Source organism: Escherichia sp. E.sYA108 (genome assembly GCF_011754335.1).
Classification (GTDB): domain Bacteria; phylum Pseudomonadota; class Gammaproteobacteria; order Enterobacterales; family Enterobacteriaceae; genus Escherichia; species Escherichia coli.
The window spans coordinates 5,114,067-5,132,005 of the sequence record NZ_JAAQVZ010000001.1; the positions used below are offsets into that span (position 1 = coordinate 5,114,067).

A 17,939-nucleotide genomic window follows, 5' to 3' on the forward strand; every position below is an offset into this window, starting at 1 on the left:
TCAGAACAGTCTGGATGCGATGCGTTAATTCTTTCTTTGCACCATAAAGGGATATTATGTTTAGACGAAATATTATTACCTCTGCCATCTTATTAATGGCACCGTTAGCCTTTTCCGCACAATCATTGGCTGAATCATTAACAGTGGAACAACGCCTTGAGCTATTAGAAAAGGCGTTAAGAGAAACGCAAAGCGAACTGAAAAAATATAAAGATGAAGAGAAGAAAAAGTATACGCCAGCGACGGTGAATCGTAGCGTAAGTACGAATGATCAAGGGTATGCCGCCAATCCATTCCCGACCAGTCGTGCCGCAAAGCCTGATGCTGTACTGGTTAAAAATGAAGAGAAAAATGCCAGTGAGACAGGCTCGATTTATTCTTCCATGACTCTGAAAGATTTCAGTAAATTTGTGAAAGATGAAATCGGCTTTAGTTACAACGGCTACTACCGTTCTGGTTGGGGAACAGCCTCTCATGGTTCACCTAAATCATGGGCAATTGGTTCTCTGGGCCGCTTTGGTAACGAATACTCCGGCTGGTTTGATTTGCAGTTAAAACAACGTGTCTACAACGAAAACGGCAAACGGGTTGATGCCATCGTGATGATGGATGGTAACGTGGGTCAGCAGTACTCTACTGGCTGGTTTGGCGATAACGCCGGTGGTGAGAACTTTATGCAGTTCTCTGATATGTACGTTACCACCAAAGGTTTCCTGCCCTTTGCGCCAGAGGCTGATTTCTGGGTGGGTAAACACGGTGCGCCGAAAATTGAAATCCAGATGCTTGACTGGAAAACGCAGCGTACCGATGCTGCCGCAGGTGTAGGTCTGGAAAACTGGAAAGTCGGTCCGGGTAAAATTGATATCGCGCTGGTTCGTGAAGATGTCGATGATTACGATCGCAGCCTGCAAAACAAACAGCAGATTAATACCAATACCATTGATTTACGCTATAAAGATATCCCGTTATGGGATAAAGCCACCTTAATGGTGAGCGGTCGTTATGTCTCAGCAAATGAAAGCGCATCGGAAAAAGATAATCAGGATAATAACGGGTATTATGACTGGAAAGAAACCTGGATGTTTGGTACATCTTTAACGCAGAAATTTGATAAGGGTGGCTTCAACGAATTCTCCTTCCTGGTTGCGAATAACTCTATCGCCAGTAACTTTGGTCGTTATGCTGGTGCAAGTCCATTTACTACCTTTAATGGTCGTTATTATGGTGATCATACAGGCGGAACTGCAGTTCGTCTGACTTCGCAGGGCGAAGCTTATATCGGCGATCATTTTATTGTGGCTAACGCGATTGTTTACTCCTTCGGTAACGATATTTATAGCTACGAAACAGGCGCACATTCTGATTTCGAATCTATTCGTGCGGTTGTTCGCCCGGCCTATATTTGGGACCAATATAACCAGACAGGTGTTGAACTGGGCTATTTCACCCAGCAAAACAAAGATGCGAATAGCAATAAATATAATGAATCTGGTTATAAAACCACGCTCTTCCATACCTTTAAAGTCAATACCAGTATGTTGACCTCGCGCCCGGAAATTCGTTTCTACGCTACGTATATCAAAGCTCTGGAAAATGAACTGGATGGCTTCACCTTTGAAGACAATAAAGACGACCAGTTTGCTGTCGGTGCCCAGGCTGAAATCTGGTGGTAATGGAACTTAATAAAAGGAATATTACGATGAATATAAAAATTGCTGCTTTAACGCTGGCTATTGCCAGCGGTATTTCTGCTCAATGGGCCATAGCAGCGGATATGCCAGCCAGCCCGGCACCCACTATTCCGGTGAAACAGTATGTGACTCAGGTCAATACCGATAACAGCGTGACCTTTCGCTACTTTGCCCCTGGGGCAAAAAATGTCTCCGTAGTGGTGGGTGTTCCGGTTCCGGACAATATTCACCCGATGACTAAAGATGAAGCGGGAGTCTGGTCGTGGCGCACGCCTGTTCTGAAAGGCAACCTGTACGAGTATTTTTTCAATGTTGATGGTGTACGCAGCATTGATACAGGTACAGCAATGACTAAGCCTCAGCGCCAGGTTAACTCCAGTATGATTCTGGTACCGGGCAGTTATCTGGATACACGTTCTGTTGTGCATGGTGATTTGATCGCCATAACTTACCACTCCAACGCATTGCAATCCGAACGTCAGATGTATGTCTGGACCCCGCCAGGATACACCGGCATAGGCGAGCCTTTGCCAGTGCTCTATTTCTATCACGGCTTTGGTGATACCGGACGTTCCGCTATTGATCAGGGGCGTATCCCGCAAATCATGGATAACCTGCTGGCTGAAGGGAAAATTAAACCGATGCTGGTGGTGATCCCGGATACCGAAACCGATGCGAAGGGCATTATTCCCGAAGATTTCGTTCCTCAGGAGAGACGTAAAGTCTTTTATCCGTTAAATGCTAAAGCGGCAGATCGCGAACTGATGAACGATATTATCCCGCTGATTAGCAAGCGTTTTAATGTCCGTAAAGATGCCGATGGTCGCGCACTGGCAGGGCTTTCACAAGGTGGGTATCAGGCACTGGTATCGGGAATGAATCATCTGGAAAGCTTTGGCTGGCTGGCCACATTCAGTGGTGTTACCACGACGACCGTACCAGATGAAGGGGTCGCTGCCCGGCTGAACGAGCCGGCAGCTATTAACCAGCAACTACGTAATTTTACTGTGGTCGTGGGCGATAAAGATGTCGTAACCGGCAAGGATATCGCCGGGCTGAAAACTGAGCTTGAGCAGAAAAAAATTAAGTTTGATTACCAGGAATATCCGGGTCTGAACCATGAAATGGATGTCTGGCGGCCTGCCTATGCAGCCTTCGTACAGAAATTATTTAAATAAAATAAGGCATTAAGATGAAATTGATCATTACCGAAGATTACCAGGAAATGAGCCGTGTCGCGGCACATCATCTGCTTGGTTATATGTCAAAGATGCGTCGCGTTAACCTGGCAATTACCGCCGGTAGCACGCCCAAAGGCATGTACGAATATCTCATCACTCTGGTTAAAGGTAAGCCCTGGTACGATAACTGCTATTTCTACAATTTCGATGAAATTCCATTTCGCGGTAAAGAAGGGGAAGGCGTAACGATTACCAATCTGCGTAATCTGTTTTTCACCCCTGCAGGGATCAAAGAAGAGAATATCCAGAAGCTCACTATTGATAACTACCGCGAGCATGATCAGAAACTGGCGCGTGAAGGCGGCCTGGATTTGGTGGTGTTGGGATTAGGTGTAGATGGTCATTTTTGTGGCAATCTGCCAAATACGACCCATTTCCATGAGCAAACCGTGGAGTTCCCGATCCAGGGAGAGATGGTTGATATTGTGGCGCATGGCGAGTTGGGCGGCGACTTTTCATTAGTGCCTGACAGCTACGTGACGATGGGGCCGAAAAGCATCATGGCGGCGAAAAACTTGCTGATAATTGTCAGTGGCGCAGGTAAAGCGCAGGCACTGAAAAATGTTCTGCAAGGCCCGGTTACCGAAGATGTTCCTGCTTCCGTGTTGCAGCTGCATCCTTCGCTGATGGTAATCGCTGATAAAGCCGCTGCCGCAGAATTAGCGCTCGGTTAAGATTAAAAATAAGGCCGGATGTGTGAATTACGCTCCGGCCTGTTCTCCAACATTTAATGACAAATAGATAAAGCATTCCGCTTAGCTTAAAGAGTCTGTTTCAGGACATGAAATATCCAATCCGGGTAGATGTGTAATGATTCTGCTCATCACCACGCCTGCCAGCAATGCTGGGATGATGCGGACAACGAGATTTTCACCAGAAAGAATGTTTTCAAATAACGCTGAGGAAGCCATGTCCTTAATATGTACGATAACAGCGCAATAGATCTCGGTGATAACGACTCCACCTATGCCGCCAACCAGACAACGATAACGTTTCTGTGACCCGATCTTTTCCGGCAGACAGGCGACCATTACGCCAGTTAACATTGCAGGAATAGCTCCCGTAGTTATCGACAATAAGATAAACAATGGAAGTACCTGTATTATTACCAAAAGAATCAGCGGTTCTTTTGCGAAGAATATGTAGAGGACAAGAAACAGAACACCAATTAACGGCCCTAAAACCGCAAAATACAGTCCGTGATGAATTACCCGACGTGAAACAGACATATCAAACTCCCTTTACTTACCTTTGCGTGCCAATTTAAGTGGAGTAAGTGAAGGGAGTGTGAATAACTATGCCGTAATATCCCAACCACGCGCCTTCCACAGTTCCGGTAATTGCGAAAGATGGGTAAAGGTGGTGACTTTCGGGTGAACGATCGGTTTATTGTGCGGGTCAGCGCAGAAGTAAAACACTTCCATTCCGGCATCTATCCCTGATTGCGCACCGGCGCTGGAGTCATCGACCAGAATGCAGTTTTCAACGTTCACATTCATCGCTTTTGCCGCATGGAACATTAATGCCGGATCGGGCTTCCAACGCTGGATATCATAGCCGCTGAACAGTTTTTCCGGGAAGTAGTGCAGCATGTTGAGCTTACCAAGCGAATGCTGCATTTTGCTGACCGGACCGTTAGAGACGACGCACATCGGCACGTTAATGCTTGCCAGCAATTCGTTCGCTCCTGCGATGTCCTCAAGTTCGGTATCAAACAGACGTGCTACTTCTGCGCGGTAAACGTGCTCGGCATCGGCCTGGACCATCGTCACGCCCTGTTCTTTACTGATGATGTCGATGATTTCGTAGAGTTTTACGCCTTTAAAACGGGTAAAAATCTCTTCCAGGTCAACGTGAATGCCAAATTCCCTGAACATCGTGACATAGGCGCGAGAGCAAATGACCTCGCTATCGACCAGCGTACCGTCGCAGTCGAAAAATACCGCTTCTATCTGGGACATGTCTTTCCTTTATCGTTAGTTTAACGTTTTCGTCATGCCAATTCGCATGACGCAATCGTTGCCGTATAAGCAAATACAATGAAAAAAAGTTATCTTCAGCCGTCCATATTGTCTCATTTTGGTATACGATAGCGACGGATTTTCCCTCCTTGTTCGGAAATAGATAATGAGTCAACAACACACAACCCAGGCTTCTGGCCAGGGGATGCTGGAACGCGTGTTTAAACTGCGCGAACATGGCACGACGGCACGGACCGAAGTGATCGCCGGTTTTACCACCTTCCTGACGATGGTTTACATCGTTTTTGTTAACCCGCAAATTCTTGGCGTTGCTGGCATGGATACCAGCGCCGTCTTCGTCACGACCTGTCTGATTGCTGCATTCGGCAGTATTATGATGGGGCTGTTTGCTAACCTGCCAGTTGCACTGGCACCGGCAATGGGCCTGAATGCGTTCTTCGCTTTTGTCGTTGTACAGGCGATGGGCTTGCCGTGGCAAGTCGGGATGGGCGCAATCTTCTGGGGTGCGATTGGTCTGCTGTTACTGACGATTTTCCGCGTTCGCTACTGGATGATAGCCAACATCCCGGTAAGTCTACGTGTTGGCATCACCAGTGGTATCGGTCTGTTTATTGGCATGATGGGGCTGAAAAACGCAGGTGTGATTGTCGCTAACCCGGAAACGCTGGTGAGCATCGGTAATCTGACTTCTCACAGCGTGCTGCTGGGGATCCTCGGCTTCTTCATCATCGCCATTCTGGCCTCGCGCAATATTCACGCGGCGGTGCTGGTTTCCATCGTGGTGACAACGCTGCTGGGCTGGATGCTGGGTGATGTCCACTATAATGGCATCGTTTCTGCGCCGCCGAGTGTAATGAGTGTCGTGGGTCATGTAGATTTAGCCGGGTCGTTTAACCTTGGGCTGGCAGGGGTGATTTTCTCTTTCATGCTGGTCAACTTGTTTGACTCCTCCGGTACGCTGATTGGCGTGACCGATAAAGCAGGTCTGGCTGATGAGAAAGGTAAATTCCCGCGCATGAAGCAGGCGCTGTATGTCGACAGTATCTCTTCGGTGACCGGTTCGTTTATCGGTACTTCTTCTGTTACGGCGTATATTGAATCTTCTTCCGGCGTTTCCGTTGGCGGTCGTACCGGTCTGACGGCAGTGGTTGTTGGTTTGCTGTTCCTGCTGGTTATCTTCCTGTCGCCGTTGGCGGGGATGGTGCCAGGCTACGCTGCAGCTGGTGCGCTGATTTACGTTGGCGTGTTGATGACCTCAAGTCTTGCTCGCGTGAACTGGCAGGATCTTACTGAATCTGTTCCGGCGTTTATTACCGCTGTGATGATGCCGTTCAGCTTCTCGATTACTGAAGGTATCGCGCTGGGCTTTATCTCCTACTGCGTGATGAAGATTGGTACCGGACGTCTGCGTGACCTTAGCCCGTGCGTAATCATCGTTGCGCTGCTGTTTATCCTGAAGATTGTCTTTATCGACGCTCACTAAAATCGATAGCGCGTTAAAAACCCGCCATGCATGATTGCTGGCGGGTTTTTTATTTAGATCTTAACTCGCTGAATAAACTCACCAAATGCGGTCAATTGCCCGGTCAGGTGGTCCAGCGTACTCTGATCAATCACTTCCCCGGTTTGCGGATCAACTTTGTTCTGAATCACGCCGCCCATAAATTCTGGCTTGTTCATCACCATTGCATCGAGGAAAACCAGAATCTGGCGCAGGTGATACTGACAGCGCGCGCCGCCAATCACGCCCATTGAGCTGGTCTGAATCAATACCGGTTTACCTGCCAGCGGTTGATCCGGCAGGCGGGAAAGCCAGTCGATGGCATTTTTCAGCCCACCCGGTACCGAGTAGTTATATTCCGGCGTGACGATTACCACACCGTCAGCCTGACGGATCTGTTCCGCCAGAGCTTCAACTGTTGCTGGAAAACCGTCTTCCTGCTGTACGTCAGCGTCATACAGGGGAATGTCGGCAATGGAAGGTAACGCATTGACTTCCATGCTCGCCGGAGCAATTTTCGGCAGGGTACGTGCAACCATGCCATTAAATGAGCCTTTGCGCAGGCTCCCCAGTAACGTAACCACCTGCAATTTTTCAGACATGATGACTCCTGTGGTTGTCTATCAATTTGGCGAAAAAGCCTTCACGGTAGAGAGCTGGGCAAAACGCATCATCCGGCTGGTAGGATTGTTGGCGCGGCTGTGAATATCGGGCAGGCTTTTCCAGCCGTGTTTGCCATCTAACTCCCAGACACTGAGCTTTTCAATCGTGGGCGTGACCGCCACGGACCACACCAGCACGTCCTCCGCGTCGCATAACGCTTCTACATGATTTACATGAGCACATTTCAGGCGTCCGGCAATGGGCAGTAGTTGCAGATCGCGCGGATCGTCATTCAAAACATCACCGGTTAGTTTTAGCACGCTTCGGCGCAGCGTGATGAGCTGCGCCCGCGCTTCGTTAGGATCGTTTTGTTTACTGATCCATAGCGATTCATTGCTGGAAAAGGTGTGGTTATCGGGCGCGTGTGGGCTATGAAACCCGCGTGTCGCACGCTGTAGTTCCATATCGAGGCCACATTCACCTTCGGTTGTTAACGCCACGCCGACCATATTTCCGGCATAGGAAATAGAAAACGAAGGCAAATTTTTATCGCTGAAAACCGGTTTTCCTTTCGGCAGGGTGACGATTTCCGGCAATTCGCCAATGCCATACAGCATGAACATCAGTTCTGCGAGTAAACCTCTGGACGCCAGAAAACGGCTTTGACGATGAGGGGGAATGTTTCGGGCTTCTTGATGACACTGGGAGGGGAGACGAACAGAAATCAGATGTCCTTCCGTTAAAATCCCTCGGGCAAAGTGAGTCGCCATTTTTCGCTCCATGCTTAATGGTCCATTATGAATACAAGAGTAATCATTTACTGGAATGATGGACAGACTAAAGCGGCTAAAAGTTCGATTCAGATAAGTTTATTACAACTTTTTTACATTTCATTGTGAAATTGGGTCGCGTTTCATACGATTCGGTTATGCCATCGACGCGTAAAGATTTTTAATGGTTTCCCGTAACCAGACGATCTTCGGATTACGGCTGTTCCGTTTATGCCACAGAAGGGTAAAAGGGACTTCCAGCTTTTTTTGCTGGCTTTCATCAAACGGGAGAGGAAGAGCAACCAACGGCAGTTGGTGGAGTTGATTGTAGTACTGGCAGTAGCGCGGCGCGGTCGCCAGTAGCAGATTGTCGGGCTGTGCTGCCATAAACAGTGACTGCTCGAATTCCGGCAGGCTCATAGCAATCGTGCGTTCGCGCCCCAGCTCCTGTAACACATTGTCCAGCGCCCAGGTATCGCTCTGTTCCCAGCAAATGCTGATATGCGGATAACGTAAAAAGGTGTCCAGATTCCATGCTTCATGCAGTGCCGGATGATCTTTGCGTAACCAGACGCAGGGCACATCACTAAACAGCACTTCATAATCAATGGCTAACGGTAGCGAGCTTAACAGCTCCCGCGAACGGGGATGACTTTCGCGACCGGAAAAACCAATATCCACTTCACCACGAGTAATGGCATCTAAGGAATCGTAATCCCAGTTACGTAATTTGATGGTCGCCTGCGGGTAACGTTGGTAGATCCGTTTCGACAGCGCATTAAGCATGATCATCATTAGCGGTGATTCTGCTGCCAGCTCAAACTTCAGGCCGCGCGGTGTCTGGTGGTGCGGTTTATCCAGCAGCAGGTTGCTCATTTGCATCCACTCCGCCAGATTTTGCTCCATGCTGACCATTAGCGGTGTGGGCGACAGCCCCAGCGGTGAGTTCACAAAGAGCGGGTCGTCAAACCACGCTCTTAACTTTGCCAGCGACTTACTCACCGCCGAAGGGGTCACGTTCATCCGCTTCGCCGCTTTGGTCACGCTGCGCTCCTGCATCAGCAGTTGCAGACAGAGCAGCAGATTGAGATCAAGCGTGGTGATGGATTTCTTCATGAGCGGCAACCGGGCGTCCAGGCGCGACGAACATAATCAGCAACAGGCTTACTATGCTACAGGCAATCAGAATCCCGATCAGCATATTCCATGCGCCGATACCAACCACCGCCGCCAGCCAAATCCACAGTGACGAACCGCAAACTTGCGCAATACCTAAGGTCGAGCTGGCTACGCCCGCGCGTAATGAAAACGGCCCTAACGCCTGACTCATCGCCACACCAAAACCTACCGAGAAACCGGCGCAAATCAGCGTGATACCAAACAGCGAAACCGCATGGGAAGGTGAAACGGCAAGGGTGATCCCCGCCGCCAGGAATAACACCTGTGAGGTGATCATCAACGTACGTGGCTTAAAAATTCCCAGCGCAAACGGCGTGGAGAATGAAACGGTCATGCTGACGCCAGCGGTCAACGCCATAATGGTGGCGTATTCTCCGCGCTCAAAACCCATGATTTCCATCAGCAATACTGGCGACGTGTTGACGAAGGTGAGGATCACCGAAACGCTGAGGGTGGTGATAACAACACGGCTGAGGAAAAACCGGTTAAGCAGTGACTCGCTATTTTCTCGTGGTTTGTCCGAAGCTGCGGGGGCCGCAGGGCGCGTTTCTTTTAAAATAAACAAAGACAACATCAGTACCGCGACACCCATTATTGCCATCGTCCAGAACAGACTCTGCCATGGGAAGTTAAGCATAATCAGATGTCCGAGCACTGGCGCTAACACCGGAATGATGCAGGTAATGCCGTTGAGTAACGACAGCACTTTAGCCCGACGTCGATCATCCAGCGTGTCGCGCAAAATGGCAAACGCCACTACGTAACAACAGCCCGCGCCCAGTCCCTGTAGAAATCGCCCTGCAAGAAATAACGCGCTGGTTTCAGCCAGTGAACAGAACACCGAGGCGATAATAAATAGCGCCGCGCCGGGTATGGCGACAGGCTTTCTCCCTGAACGATCGGCCACTTTACCGGCAAATAACATCGCAGCCGCCATCCCCGCCAGATAAACGGAGAACGCAATATGCAACTGCGCTTCGCTGGCATTGAGATCGGCGGCGATGCGCGGTAAACCAACGAGGTACATATCAATCCCTGCGGGATAAAGTAAAACCAGGGCAAAACTACAAATCAAAAAGCGGGACATGGGCTAAAGCGTCCTGATAGTAAGGTGACGCAAAGCATACGTGGTGAAGGAGAATCAGGCGAGTTGCCATTTGGACATAAGTGATTTCCTGACAGGCAAGAAGCCAGCGAATGGCTGGCTTCCTGAAGGATTTAGCCAAATTTAGGTAACACGTTAAAGACGTTACCGAACCAGCATAAAATTACGGTTATGCCAAAGAGAATGACAATCGCCGGAATAAGATTGCCGCCCCAGACCGTGAACATCTGATTGGGAAACTTCTTGCGGGCTTTGATTGCCAGTACAGCAGGAATTATTACCGCCCAGATGGTGGCGCACAGTCCGGCACCGCCGATCCCGTAAATGAAGCCGTTCGGGAAGATCAGATACAACAAAGCAGGTGGCAGGAAGGTTAACAGCACGGTTTTGAAACGCCCGCCGTGGGAGTTATCAATCTTAAACAGATCCGCCAGATAATCGAACAACCCCAGCGTGACACCAAAGAACGAACTGGCAACAGCTAAGTTGGAGAACACCAGCAGGCAAAACTCGATAATCCCGTGCTGTTTGGTGCCGAGGAACGATTTCACCAGCGAATCAACGTTGCCGCCTGAGGAGATTATCGCCTTAAAGCTTTCTCGCGGGATATTCCCCATCGTGCAATAGAGCCAGAAGAGATAAATTACCAGCGCCAGCAGCGAACCGAAGACCACGCTTTTGATGAGCTTATCTTTGCGTTTTCCATAGCAAATAATCAGGCTGGGAATATTGCCGTGGAAACCAAATGACGCCAGACACACCGGCAAAGCCATAAAGATATACGGGAAGTAAGACGTCCCCGCAGTGGTGCTGGTGGAATCGCGCAGAATGGAGTAATCGACCTGGAAGAAGAAAGAACCAAAAACAATTACAAAGGAGATAATCTTCAGCCCAAGGAACAATGAGGTAATACGACTGGCGGCTAACGAACTTATCCACAATACGCTGGCAACGAAAATGGCAGTGCAGATCCCGACAATACGTGGATTAGCGTGATAGCCCAAATTCATTGATATCGTTTCACTAATGATCGCACCATTAGCAGAGATATAGGCATAAGTGAGGATATAGAGAACGAAGGCAACGGTAATACCGCTGATAATGTTCCAGGTGTTACCGATTAAATCTTTGGTGATGGTGTTAAAACTGGAACCGACGGGATAATTTAAGTTTGCTTCTAATAATAATAGCCCTGAATGTAACATTGAAAACCAGGCGATAATAAGAATAAAAGCGCCCCAAAAAAACCAGGCTCCGGCAAGGTCAACAGGTAAAGCAAACATCCCACCGCCAATTACTGTACCGGCTATAACCATAACACCCCAAAATGCAGAGTGTTTTTTTTCTGATTGATCAGTCATGATGCCACCTTTAGAGGAAGGCTATTTTTGTTATTGAGGATGTAGGGTAATAGAGTGGCTAACATCCTTATAGCCACTCTGAGTGTTTTAATTAAACTTCTTTCAGTTTTGCGGTGAAGTGACGCAATACTTTCGGTTCGTAGGTAAAGGTTAACCCTTTAATATTCGCCGCGTTCTCTTTCACATGTTTAAAGGCTTCAATAATGAAGTCCATATGTGTTTGAGTATATGTTGCGCGCGGAATGGTTAAACGCAGCAGTTCAGCCGGGCATGGCAGTTGTTTACCGGTTTTCGGATCGCGGCCTAACAGGAAAGAGCCAATTTCTACCGCACGGATACCGGCGACTTTATACAGCTCGCAGGCCAGCGCCTGTGCCGGGAACTGATCTGCCGGGATATGCGGCAACAGTTTACCTGCATCAACGAATGCCGCGTGACCGCCCGCCTGCTGACAGACAACGCCAATCTCTTCCAGACCATCGACCAGATACTGCACCTGTGCGATACGATAAGCCAGCCAGTCCAGATTCATGCCGTCATACAGACCTACCGCCAGACGCTCCATAGCGCCGCCTTCCAGGCCGCCATATGTCGGGAAGCCTTCCTGCACCACGCAAAGGGTTCTGCATTCGGTATACACATCAAAGAAGCTGTCGTCTTTCATGCACAGCAGGCCGCCCATCGGCACCATCGCATCTTTCTTGGCGGACATCGCCAGCATATCGGCATATTTGTAGGTTTCGCGGGTGATCTGCTCGATGGTCCAGTCTTTGTATTCTGCTTCACGCTGCTTGATGAAATAGGCGTTTTCGGCAAAGCGTGCGGAGTCCATGACCACCGGAATATCGTATTTCTTCGCGATGCTGTACATCACTTTTAAGTTTGCCAGTGAAACCGGCTGACCACCTGCGGAGTTACTGGTGATGGTTGCAACGATATACGGCACGTTATTCGGGCCAACTTCTTCAATACCGCGTTCTAATCCCTCAAGGTCAAAGTTGCCTTTAAAGTCGTAACGCACGCCAGTATCGAAGGCTTCTTTGATATAGACGTTACGCACGGTACAGCCGTTAATCTGGCTATGGCCCTGCGTGGTATCAAAGAAATAGTTAGAGAACGCCACCATTTTGCTGCGATCCAGGCCTTTTTCCTGCTCGCGTTTTTTAATCAGTACCGGAATATAGATTTGCTCTGCACCACGGCCCTGGTGAGTCGGAATAGTGTATTGATAACCAAAGATATTTTTCACTGACTCGGCTAACGCGTAGTAGCTGCGGCTGCCGCTGTAAGCTTCGTCGCCGCGCATCATCGCGGCCTGCATACTCTGCGTCACCGCCCCGGTGCCGCTGTCGGTCAGTAAATCGATAAACACATCTTCGCTATCCAGCAGGAACGGGTTCATGCCGGATTTAATAATTGCCTCTTCACGATAAGCGCGAGTGGTACGTTTTACTGGCTCAATAACACGAATGCGGAACGGTTCAGGGAGATGTTTAAAGTTTTCCATTACATAATCCTTCATTTATTTTAATTACAGTGATCCCTGTGAATATTACATTTGCAATATCTATTAATTCGCCAGATATATATGCAAGCACCATCATTTACTAAAACAAGTAAATAAACGAGAGATGGCCTTTGTAAAAGGCAAAATTAAAATATAGCAAACAAATAGATCACATTGAATCTAATCGGTTTGGCTCTGGTGATGGCTACAGAAGGGCAAATCAAGGGCGGTGATCGACAATCTTGTTGTCAATATTAAACCATTTTGAGGTCACACATATATGTAAGATATTCATAATGCACTTATCCTCGAAAGACACGAGGCTACAGTATAATACTCAAGGAATTTGTCTATTCTGAAATTGTTTAAATGTGAATCGAATCACAATCGTTCGGGACGCAATATTAAATATCTTTTTTAAAGATTATAAATTACGTAAGAATTTTAATGTTTAAAAAAGGGTTGAGGAATAACAGGAGTGCTAACAATGAAGCGAAGCCGCATCTGACAGTCAGAATGCGGCTTCGCAAGCGCGGTTACTTACCGATACAGAAACTGGAGAAAATCCGCCCCAGTAGGTCGTCTGAAGTAAATTCCCCGGTGATCTCGCTTAAGTTCTGCTGTGCCAGGCGCAACTCTTCCGCCAGCAGTTCACCCGCCCAGGCACCTAACAGTTGCGCTTTACCTTGCTGCAAATGCTCTGCCGCCTGTTCCAGCGCCTGTAGGTGACGACGACGCGCCAGGAAGCCGCCTTCCATATTGGTGTCAAAGCCCATGCTCTGTTTGAGATGGTTACGCAGTACATCCACGCCTTCGCCAGTCCGCGCCGAAAGACGAATTAACGCATGACCGTTCACTTCGCTCATCCCCAACGTTTCGCCGGTGATATCGGCTTTATTGCGCACCACGGTGATCGGCAGTTTCGCTGGCAGACGGGCGATAAATTCCGGCCAGATCTCTGCCGGATCAACGGCGTCTGTCGTGGTGCCATCGACCATAAACAGCACGCGGTCTGCCTGTTCAATTTCCTGCCATGCGCGCTCGATACCAATACGTTCAACTTCGTCACTGGCTTCACGAAGCCCGGCGGTATCGATGATATGCAACGGCATTCCGTCAATGTGGATATGCTCACGCAGCACGTCACGCGTGGTTCCGGCGATATCGGTTACGATTGCTGCTTCACGGCCCGCCAGCGCGTTCAGCAGGCTCGATTTACCGGCGTTAGGACGTCCGGCAATCACCACTTTCATCCCTTCGCGCAACAAACTACCCTGACGAGCTTCGGCGCGTACCGCGTCGAGATCGGCAATTACGTTATTGAGCTGGGCTTCAATTTTGCCGTCGGAGAGGAAATCGATCTCTTCATCCGGGAAATCAATTGCCGCTTCGACGTAAATGCGCAAGTGGGTGAGGGCTTCCACCAGATGGTTGACCCGTGCGGAGAACGCGCCTTGCAGCGAGTTTAGCGCCGAACGGGCCGCCTGTTCCGAGCTGGCGTCGATAAGGTCCGCAATCGCCTCGGCCTGGGCTAAGTCGAGTTTATCGTTCAGAAATGCGCGTTCGGAAAACTCACCAGGGCGGGCAATCCGCAGGCCGGGAATGGTCAGAATGCGTTTTAACAGCAGGTCGAGGATCACCGGACCGCCATGACCTTGCAGTTCCAGCACATCTTCGCCGGTGAACGAGTTCGGGCCAGGGAACCATAGCGCAATCCCCTGATCGAGCACGCTGCCATCGGCGTCTTTAAACGGAAGATAATCGGCGTAGCGTGGCTTAGGCAGTTTACCCAGCACGGTTTCGGCAACTTCACGGGCTTTGAGGCCGGAGATGCGCAGGATGCCAACGCCGCCACGTCCCGGAGGCGTGGCCTGGGCTACGATAGTGTCATTATCGCTCATGATGTTCCTGTTGCTTTGTGTGGCGGATGTGCGGTGCTTATCCGCCCTACGAAAAGAAAAAAGGCGGTCAACTGACCGCCCTTATTTTAGCGAAAACTCACCGAATCAGGATTTTTTCTTCTCGCGGCTATGCAGGCCACGTTTTTCCAGACCACGGTAAATCAGCTGCTGCTGAATAATGGTTACCAGGTTGCTGACGATATAGTACAGCACCAGACCTGACGGGAACCACAGGAAGAACACAGTGAAGATGACCGGCATAAAGGTCATGATCTTCTGCTGCATCGGGTCGGTCACAGTGGTCGGCGACATCTTCTGAATGAAGAACATCGTTACGCCCATCAGGATCGGCAGGATGTAGTACGGGTCCTGTGCAGACAGGTCGTGGATCCACAGTGCAAACGGTGCCTGACGCAGTTCAACGGAACCCATCAGCATGTAGTACAACGCCAGGAAGATTGGCATCTGGATCAGCAGCGGGAAGCAGCCGCCCAGCGGGTTAACCTTCTCAGCTTTGTACAGCGCCATCATTTCCTGGCTGATGCGCTGTTTGTCATCGCCCAGACGCTCACGCATTGCCTGAATCTTCGGCTGCAGCATACGCATCTTCGCCATGGAGGTGTACTGCGCTTTGGTCAGCGGGTACATGATGCCACGAACGATAAAGGTGATGATGATAATGGAGAAGCCCCAGTTACCCACAAAGCTATGGATCCATTTCAGCAGTTTGAACAGCGGCTGAGAGATGAACCACAACCAACCGTAATCAACGGTCAGATCCAGGTGCGGAGCAACAGCTGCCATTTTGTCCTGGATTTCCGGGCCAACCCACAGGGTGCTGTTCATCGCGCCAGTCTGACCAGGCTGAACCAGTACCGGCTGAGACTTGTAGCCGATAGCGGCGATGCCGTTACCCAGATTAGCGGTATAGAAGTTATTGGTACCGTCGTTATGCGGGATCCACGCCGTCGCGAAATACTGTTGCAGCATCGCCACCCAACCACCTTTCGAAGAGATGTTCAGGTTTTCGTTATCGGCAATGGTATCGAACTTGTATTTCTCGTACTTCTCGTCAGGCGTGGAGTACGCCGCACCACGGAAGGTGTGCAGTGCGAAGTTGCTGCTTCCGGTATCGAGATGCGGTGGCAGAGTGATGGATTGCTTCAACTGACCAAAGGTGGAGATTTCCAGCGGTTTCTCGCCAGCGTTCTGCACGTTGTAGTTGACGTTGACAGCGTAATCACCACGTTTCAGGACAAACGTTTTGGTAAACGTGTTGCCTGCCGCGTCGGTATACGTCATCGGCACCTGCAGTTCGTTTTGACCTTCAGCCAGCACATAAGCGTCTTTTTCAACGTTATACAGCGGACGCGGGCCGTTAGCCGGGTTATCCGGGCCATCACGACCGGTCAGACCGCTCTGTGCCTGATAAATAAACTGCGGTGAAGTTTCCAGCAGCTGGAACGGCTGGGTAGAGTTCAGCTCTTTCGGGTAAGCAGGCAGCAGGGCTTGCTCAACATCACCACCACGGGTGTTGATGGTCAGATCAAGCACGTCGGTCTTAACCGAGATCAGTTTCCCCTGGCCACTGGCCGGTACGCCCTGGTCGGCGGCGCTACCCGCTGCGGTGGTCGTTGTCTGCGTGGTCTGTTGGGCCTGAGGTTGCGGGTTTTTATCCTGCTCCCAGGCTTGCCAGATCATGAAAGACACGAACAGCAAAGCGATGACTAAAAGATTGCGTTGCGAATCCATCGTTAGTGTTCTCTGGTATCAAATGGTCCGGGCGGGACGGGATCGTCACCACCAGGGTGTAAAGGGTGGCATTTTAATACGCGTTTCACCGTCAACCAACTGCCTTTTATCACTCCAAACCTGCGCAATGCCTCAATTCCGTAGCTTGAACAGGTTGGAGTGAAACGACAATGCGGCCCGAGTAGCGGACTAATCAGGCGTTGATAGACCCGAATGAGGGCTATCAGGACCCGCGAGCCAGGCGACAGTGGCGGCGCCATAATTTTTCCAACGCTTCCGAGAGAGCACGGTTATCGAGGTCGGCAACCCCTTTTTTCGCCACCACCACGAAATCCATAGCCGGGAGTTCATGTTGGCGCAGACGGAAGCTTTCACGCGTCAGACGTTTAATCCGATTGCGTTCATGGGCGCGTCGAACGTTTTTCTTGGCGACTGTAAGACCGATACGGGGATGCCCCAGCGAATTCAGGCGGCCGAGAATGGTAATTTGCGGCGTGCCAGCCCGTTGTGGCTGCTGGAAGACGAATGTGAATTGACTGGGAGTTAACAAGCGTAACTCCCTGGGAAATGCGAGCTTAACCACTCAGGGGTTAGCTTTATTACTTAGAAACGGTCAGACGAGCGCGGCCTTTAGCACGACGACGTGCCAGAACCTGACGACCATTTTTAGTAGCCATACGAGCACGGAAGCCGTGAGAACGGTTGCGCTTCAGTACAGACGGTTGAAAAGTGCGTTTCATGGCGATTTCTACCTAAACTTGAATAAATTCAATGGCTTTATTGGATATCCGCCGAAAAATGAAACGATGGACACCGAAGCCATGGGTGATTAAAGAGGCCGGATTGTAATAATTGTACACTCCGGAGTCAATTCTCTTTCCTTATTTACCGCGCTTTTCCGCACCTTTTCGCGGGGAAAACGTACGGCCTCACACCAGTGAAAACCAGCATGGCGCGCCGGGTGGAGGATTATACGGGCTGACGGGTAAAGCGCAAGGATCGTTCTGGATCTTTATTAGATCGATTAAGCCAATTTTTGTCTATGGTCATTAAATTTTCCAATATGCGGCGTAAATCGTGCCCGGCCCGCGGCAGGATCGTTTACACTTAGCGAGTTCTGGATCATCCTGTGGATAAATCGGGAAAATCTGTGAGAAACAGAAGATCTATTGCGCAGTTTAGGCTATGATCCGCGGTCCCGATCGTTTTGCAGGATCTTGATCGGGCATATAACCGCAGACAGCGGTTCGTGCGTCACCCTCATGCAGGGTCTTTTCGACGTACGTCAACAATCATGAATGTTTCAGCCTTAGTCATTATCGACTTTTGTTCGAGTGGAGTCCGCC

General features: G+C 49.8%; 19 protein-coding genes. 4 read left to right on the forward strand and 15 right to left on the reverse strand.

The window, feature by feature from the left end; all coding sequences use genetic code 11:
- Window positions 1-56: 56 nt before the first annotated feature.
- The 3 genes from bglH to HBM92_RS24425 are packed head-to-tail and all read left to right on the forward strand — an operon-like array spanning window position 57 to window position 3,606.
- A complete protein-coding gene (gene bglH, locus HBM92_RS24415; RefSeq protein WP_000489816.1) occupies window positions 57-1,673 on the forward strand; it encodes a carbohydrate-specific porin BglH in 1,617 nt (538 codons plus the stop codon).
- A gap of 26 nt (window positions 1,674-1,699) precedes the next feature.
- Window positions 1,700-2,869: an alpha/beta hydrolase gene (locus tag HBM92_RS24420; protein WP_001346611.1), complete on the forward strand. Its 1,170-nt coding sequence runs from the start codon at window positions 1,700-1,702 to the stop codon at window positions 2,867-2,869.
- Window positions 2,870-2,883: 14 nt separating this feature from the next.
- A complete protein-coding gene (locus HBM92_RS24425; protein ID WP_000766877.1) occupies window positions 2,884-3,606 on the forward strand; it encodes a glucosamine-6-phosphate deaminase in 723 nt (240 codons plus the stop codon).
- Window positions 3,607-3,687: 81 nt separating this feature from the next.
- Here HBM92_RS24425 and HBM92_RS24430 read toward each other — a convergent pair whose 3' ends face one another.
- Both HBM92_RS24430 and yieH read right to left on the reverse strand, forming a co-directional pair.
- Window positions 3,688-4,161, reverse strand: coding sequence for a protein CbrB (locus HBM92_RS24430; RefSeq protein ID WP_000116754.1), 474 nt, complete (start codon window positions 4,159-4,161; stop codon window positions 3,688-3,690).
- Window positions 4,162-4,227: 66 nt separating this feature from the next.
- Complete coding sequence (yieH, locus tag HBM92_RS24435; RefSeq protein WP_000078058.1) at window positions 4,228-4,893, reverse strand: 6-phosphogluconate phosphatase; 666 nt, start codon at window positions 4,891-4,893, stop codon at window positions 4,228-4,230.
- Between the two features lie 166 nt (window positions 4,894-5,059).
- Here yieH and adeP point away from each other — a divergent pair, with 166 nt between their 5' ends.
- A complete protein-coding gene (gene adeP / locus HBM92_RS24440) occupies window positions 5,060-6,397 on the forward strand; it encodes an adenine permease AdeP (RefSeq protein WP_001296582.1) in 1,338 nt (445 codons plus the stop codon).
- Between the two features lie 53 nt (window positions 6,398-6,450).
- Here adeP and yieF read toward each other — a convergent pair whose 3' ends face one another.
- From yieF to HBM92_RS24505, 13 genes are all read right to left on the reverse strand, one after another.
- Window positions 6,451-7,017 carry a class I chromate reductase YieF gene (gene yieF, locus HBM92_RS24445; RefSeq protein WP_001291262.1) on the reverse strand — a complete coding sequence of 189 codons (567 nt, stop codon included), beginning with the start codon at window positions 7,015-7,017 and terminating at the stop codon, window positions 6,451-6,453.
- 21 nt (window positions 7,018-7,038) lie between these two features.
- Window positions 7,039-7,788, reverse strand: a complete 750-nt coding sequence (locus HBM92_RS24450; protein WP_001296581.1) for a 4'-phosphopantetheinyl transferase family protein — start codon at window positions 7,786-7,788, stop codon at window positions 7,039-7,041.
- Window positions 7,789-7,944: 156 nt separating this feature from the next.
- Window positions 7,945-8,904 carry an HTH-type transcriptional regulator YidZ gene (gene yidZ / locus HBM92_RS24455; protein WP_000748500.1) on the reverse strand — a complete coding sequence of 320 codons (960 nt, stop codon included), beginning with the start codon at window positions 8,902-8,904 and terminating at the stop codon, window positions 7,945-7,947.
- Window positions 8,879-10,054: a multidrug efflux MFS transporter MdtL gene (gene mdtL / locus HBM92_RS24460; protein ID WP_000085973.1), complete on the reverse strand. Its 1,176-nt coding sequence runs from the start codon at window positions 10,052-10,054 to the stop codon at window positions 8,879-8,881. Before mdtL ends, yidZ begins: the two co-directional genes overlap by 26 nt.
- A 131-nt stretch (window positions 10,055-10,185) precedes the next feature.
- Window positions 10,186-11,433, reverse strand: a complete 1,248-nt coding sequence (gene tnaB / locus HBM92_RS24465) for a low affinity tryptophan permease TnaB (protein ID WP_000132075.1) — start codon at window positions 11,431-11,433, stop codon at window positions 10,186-10,188.
- Between the two features lie 91 nt (window positions 11,434-11,524).
- Window positions 11,525-12,940: a tryptophanase gene (gene tnaA / locus HBM92_RS24470; protein WP_001443186.1), complete on the reverse strand. Its 1,416-nt coding sequence runs from the start codon at window positions 12,938-12,940 to the stop codon at window positions 11,525-11,527.
- 220 nt (window positions 12,941-13,160) lie between these two features.
- Window positions 13,161-13,235 (reverse strand): tryptophanase leader peptide, encoded by a 75-nt coding sequence (gene tnaC, locus HBM92_RS24475; protein ID WP_001364348.1) that lies wholly within the window; start codon window positions 13,233-13,235, stop codon window positions 13,161-13,163.
- A 241-nt stretch (window positions 13,236-13,476) separates the two neighbouring features.
- Window positions 13,477-14,841: a tRNA uridine-5-carboxymethylaminomethyl(34) synthesis GTPase MnmE gene (mnmE, locus tag HBM92_RS24480; protein WP_001282368.1), complete on the reverse strand. Its 1,365-nt coding sequence runs from the start codon at window positions 14,839-14,841 to the stop codon at window positions 13,477-13,479.
- 105 nt (window positions 14,842-14,946) lie between these two features.
- Window positions 14,947-16,593 (reverse strand): membrane protein insertase YidC, encoded by a 1,647-nt coding sequence (gene yidC / locus HBM92_RS24485; protein ID WP_000378258.1) that lies wholly within the window; start codon window positions 16,591-16,593, stop codon window positions 14,947-14,949.
- 2 nt (window positions 16,594-16,595) lie between these two features.
- Window positions 16,596-16,853: a membrane protein insertion efficiency factor YidD gene (yidD, locus tag HBM92_RS24490; RefSeq protein ID WP_001307474.1), complete on the reverse strand. Its 258-nt coding sequence runs from the start codon at window positions 16,851-16,853 to the stop codon at window positions 16,596-16,598.
- The gene (gene rnpA / locus HBM92_RS24495) at window positions 16,817-17,176 is read right to left on the reverse strand and encodes a ribonuclease P protein component (RefSeq protein WP_000239730.1); all 360 of its coding nucleotides are present in this window, start codon (window positions 17,174-17,176) and stop codon (window positions 16,817-16,819) included. The genes yidD and rnpA overlap by 37 nt, the downstream gene beginning before the upstream one ends.
- 16 nt (window positions 17,177-17,192) lie before the next feature.
- The gene (gene rpmH / locus HBM92_RS24500; RefSeq protein WP_000831330.1) at window positions 17,193-17,333 is read right to left on the reverse strand and encodes a 50S ribosomal protein L34; all 141 of its coding nucleotides are present in this window, start codon (window positions 17,331-17,333) and stop codon (window positions 17,193-17,195) included.
- A 229-nt stretch (window positions 17,334-17,562) separates the two neighbouring features.
- Window positions 17,563-17,643, reverse strand: coding sequence for a hypothetical protein (locus HBM92_RS24505; protein ID WP_122083097.1), 81 nt, complete (start codon window positions 17,641-17,643; stop codon window positions 17,563-17,565).
- Window positions 17,644-17,939: the final 296 nt, after the last annotated feature.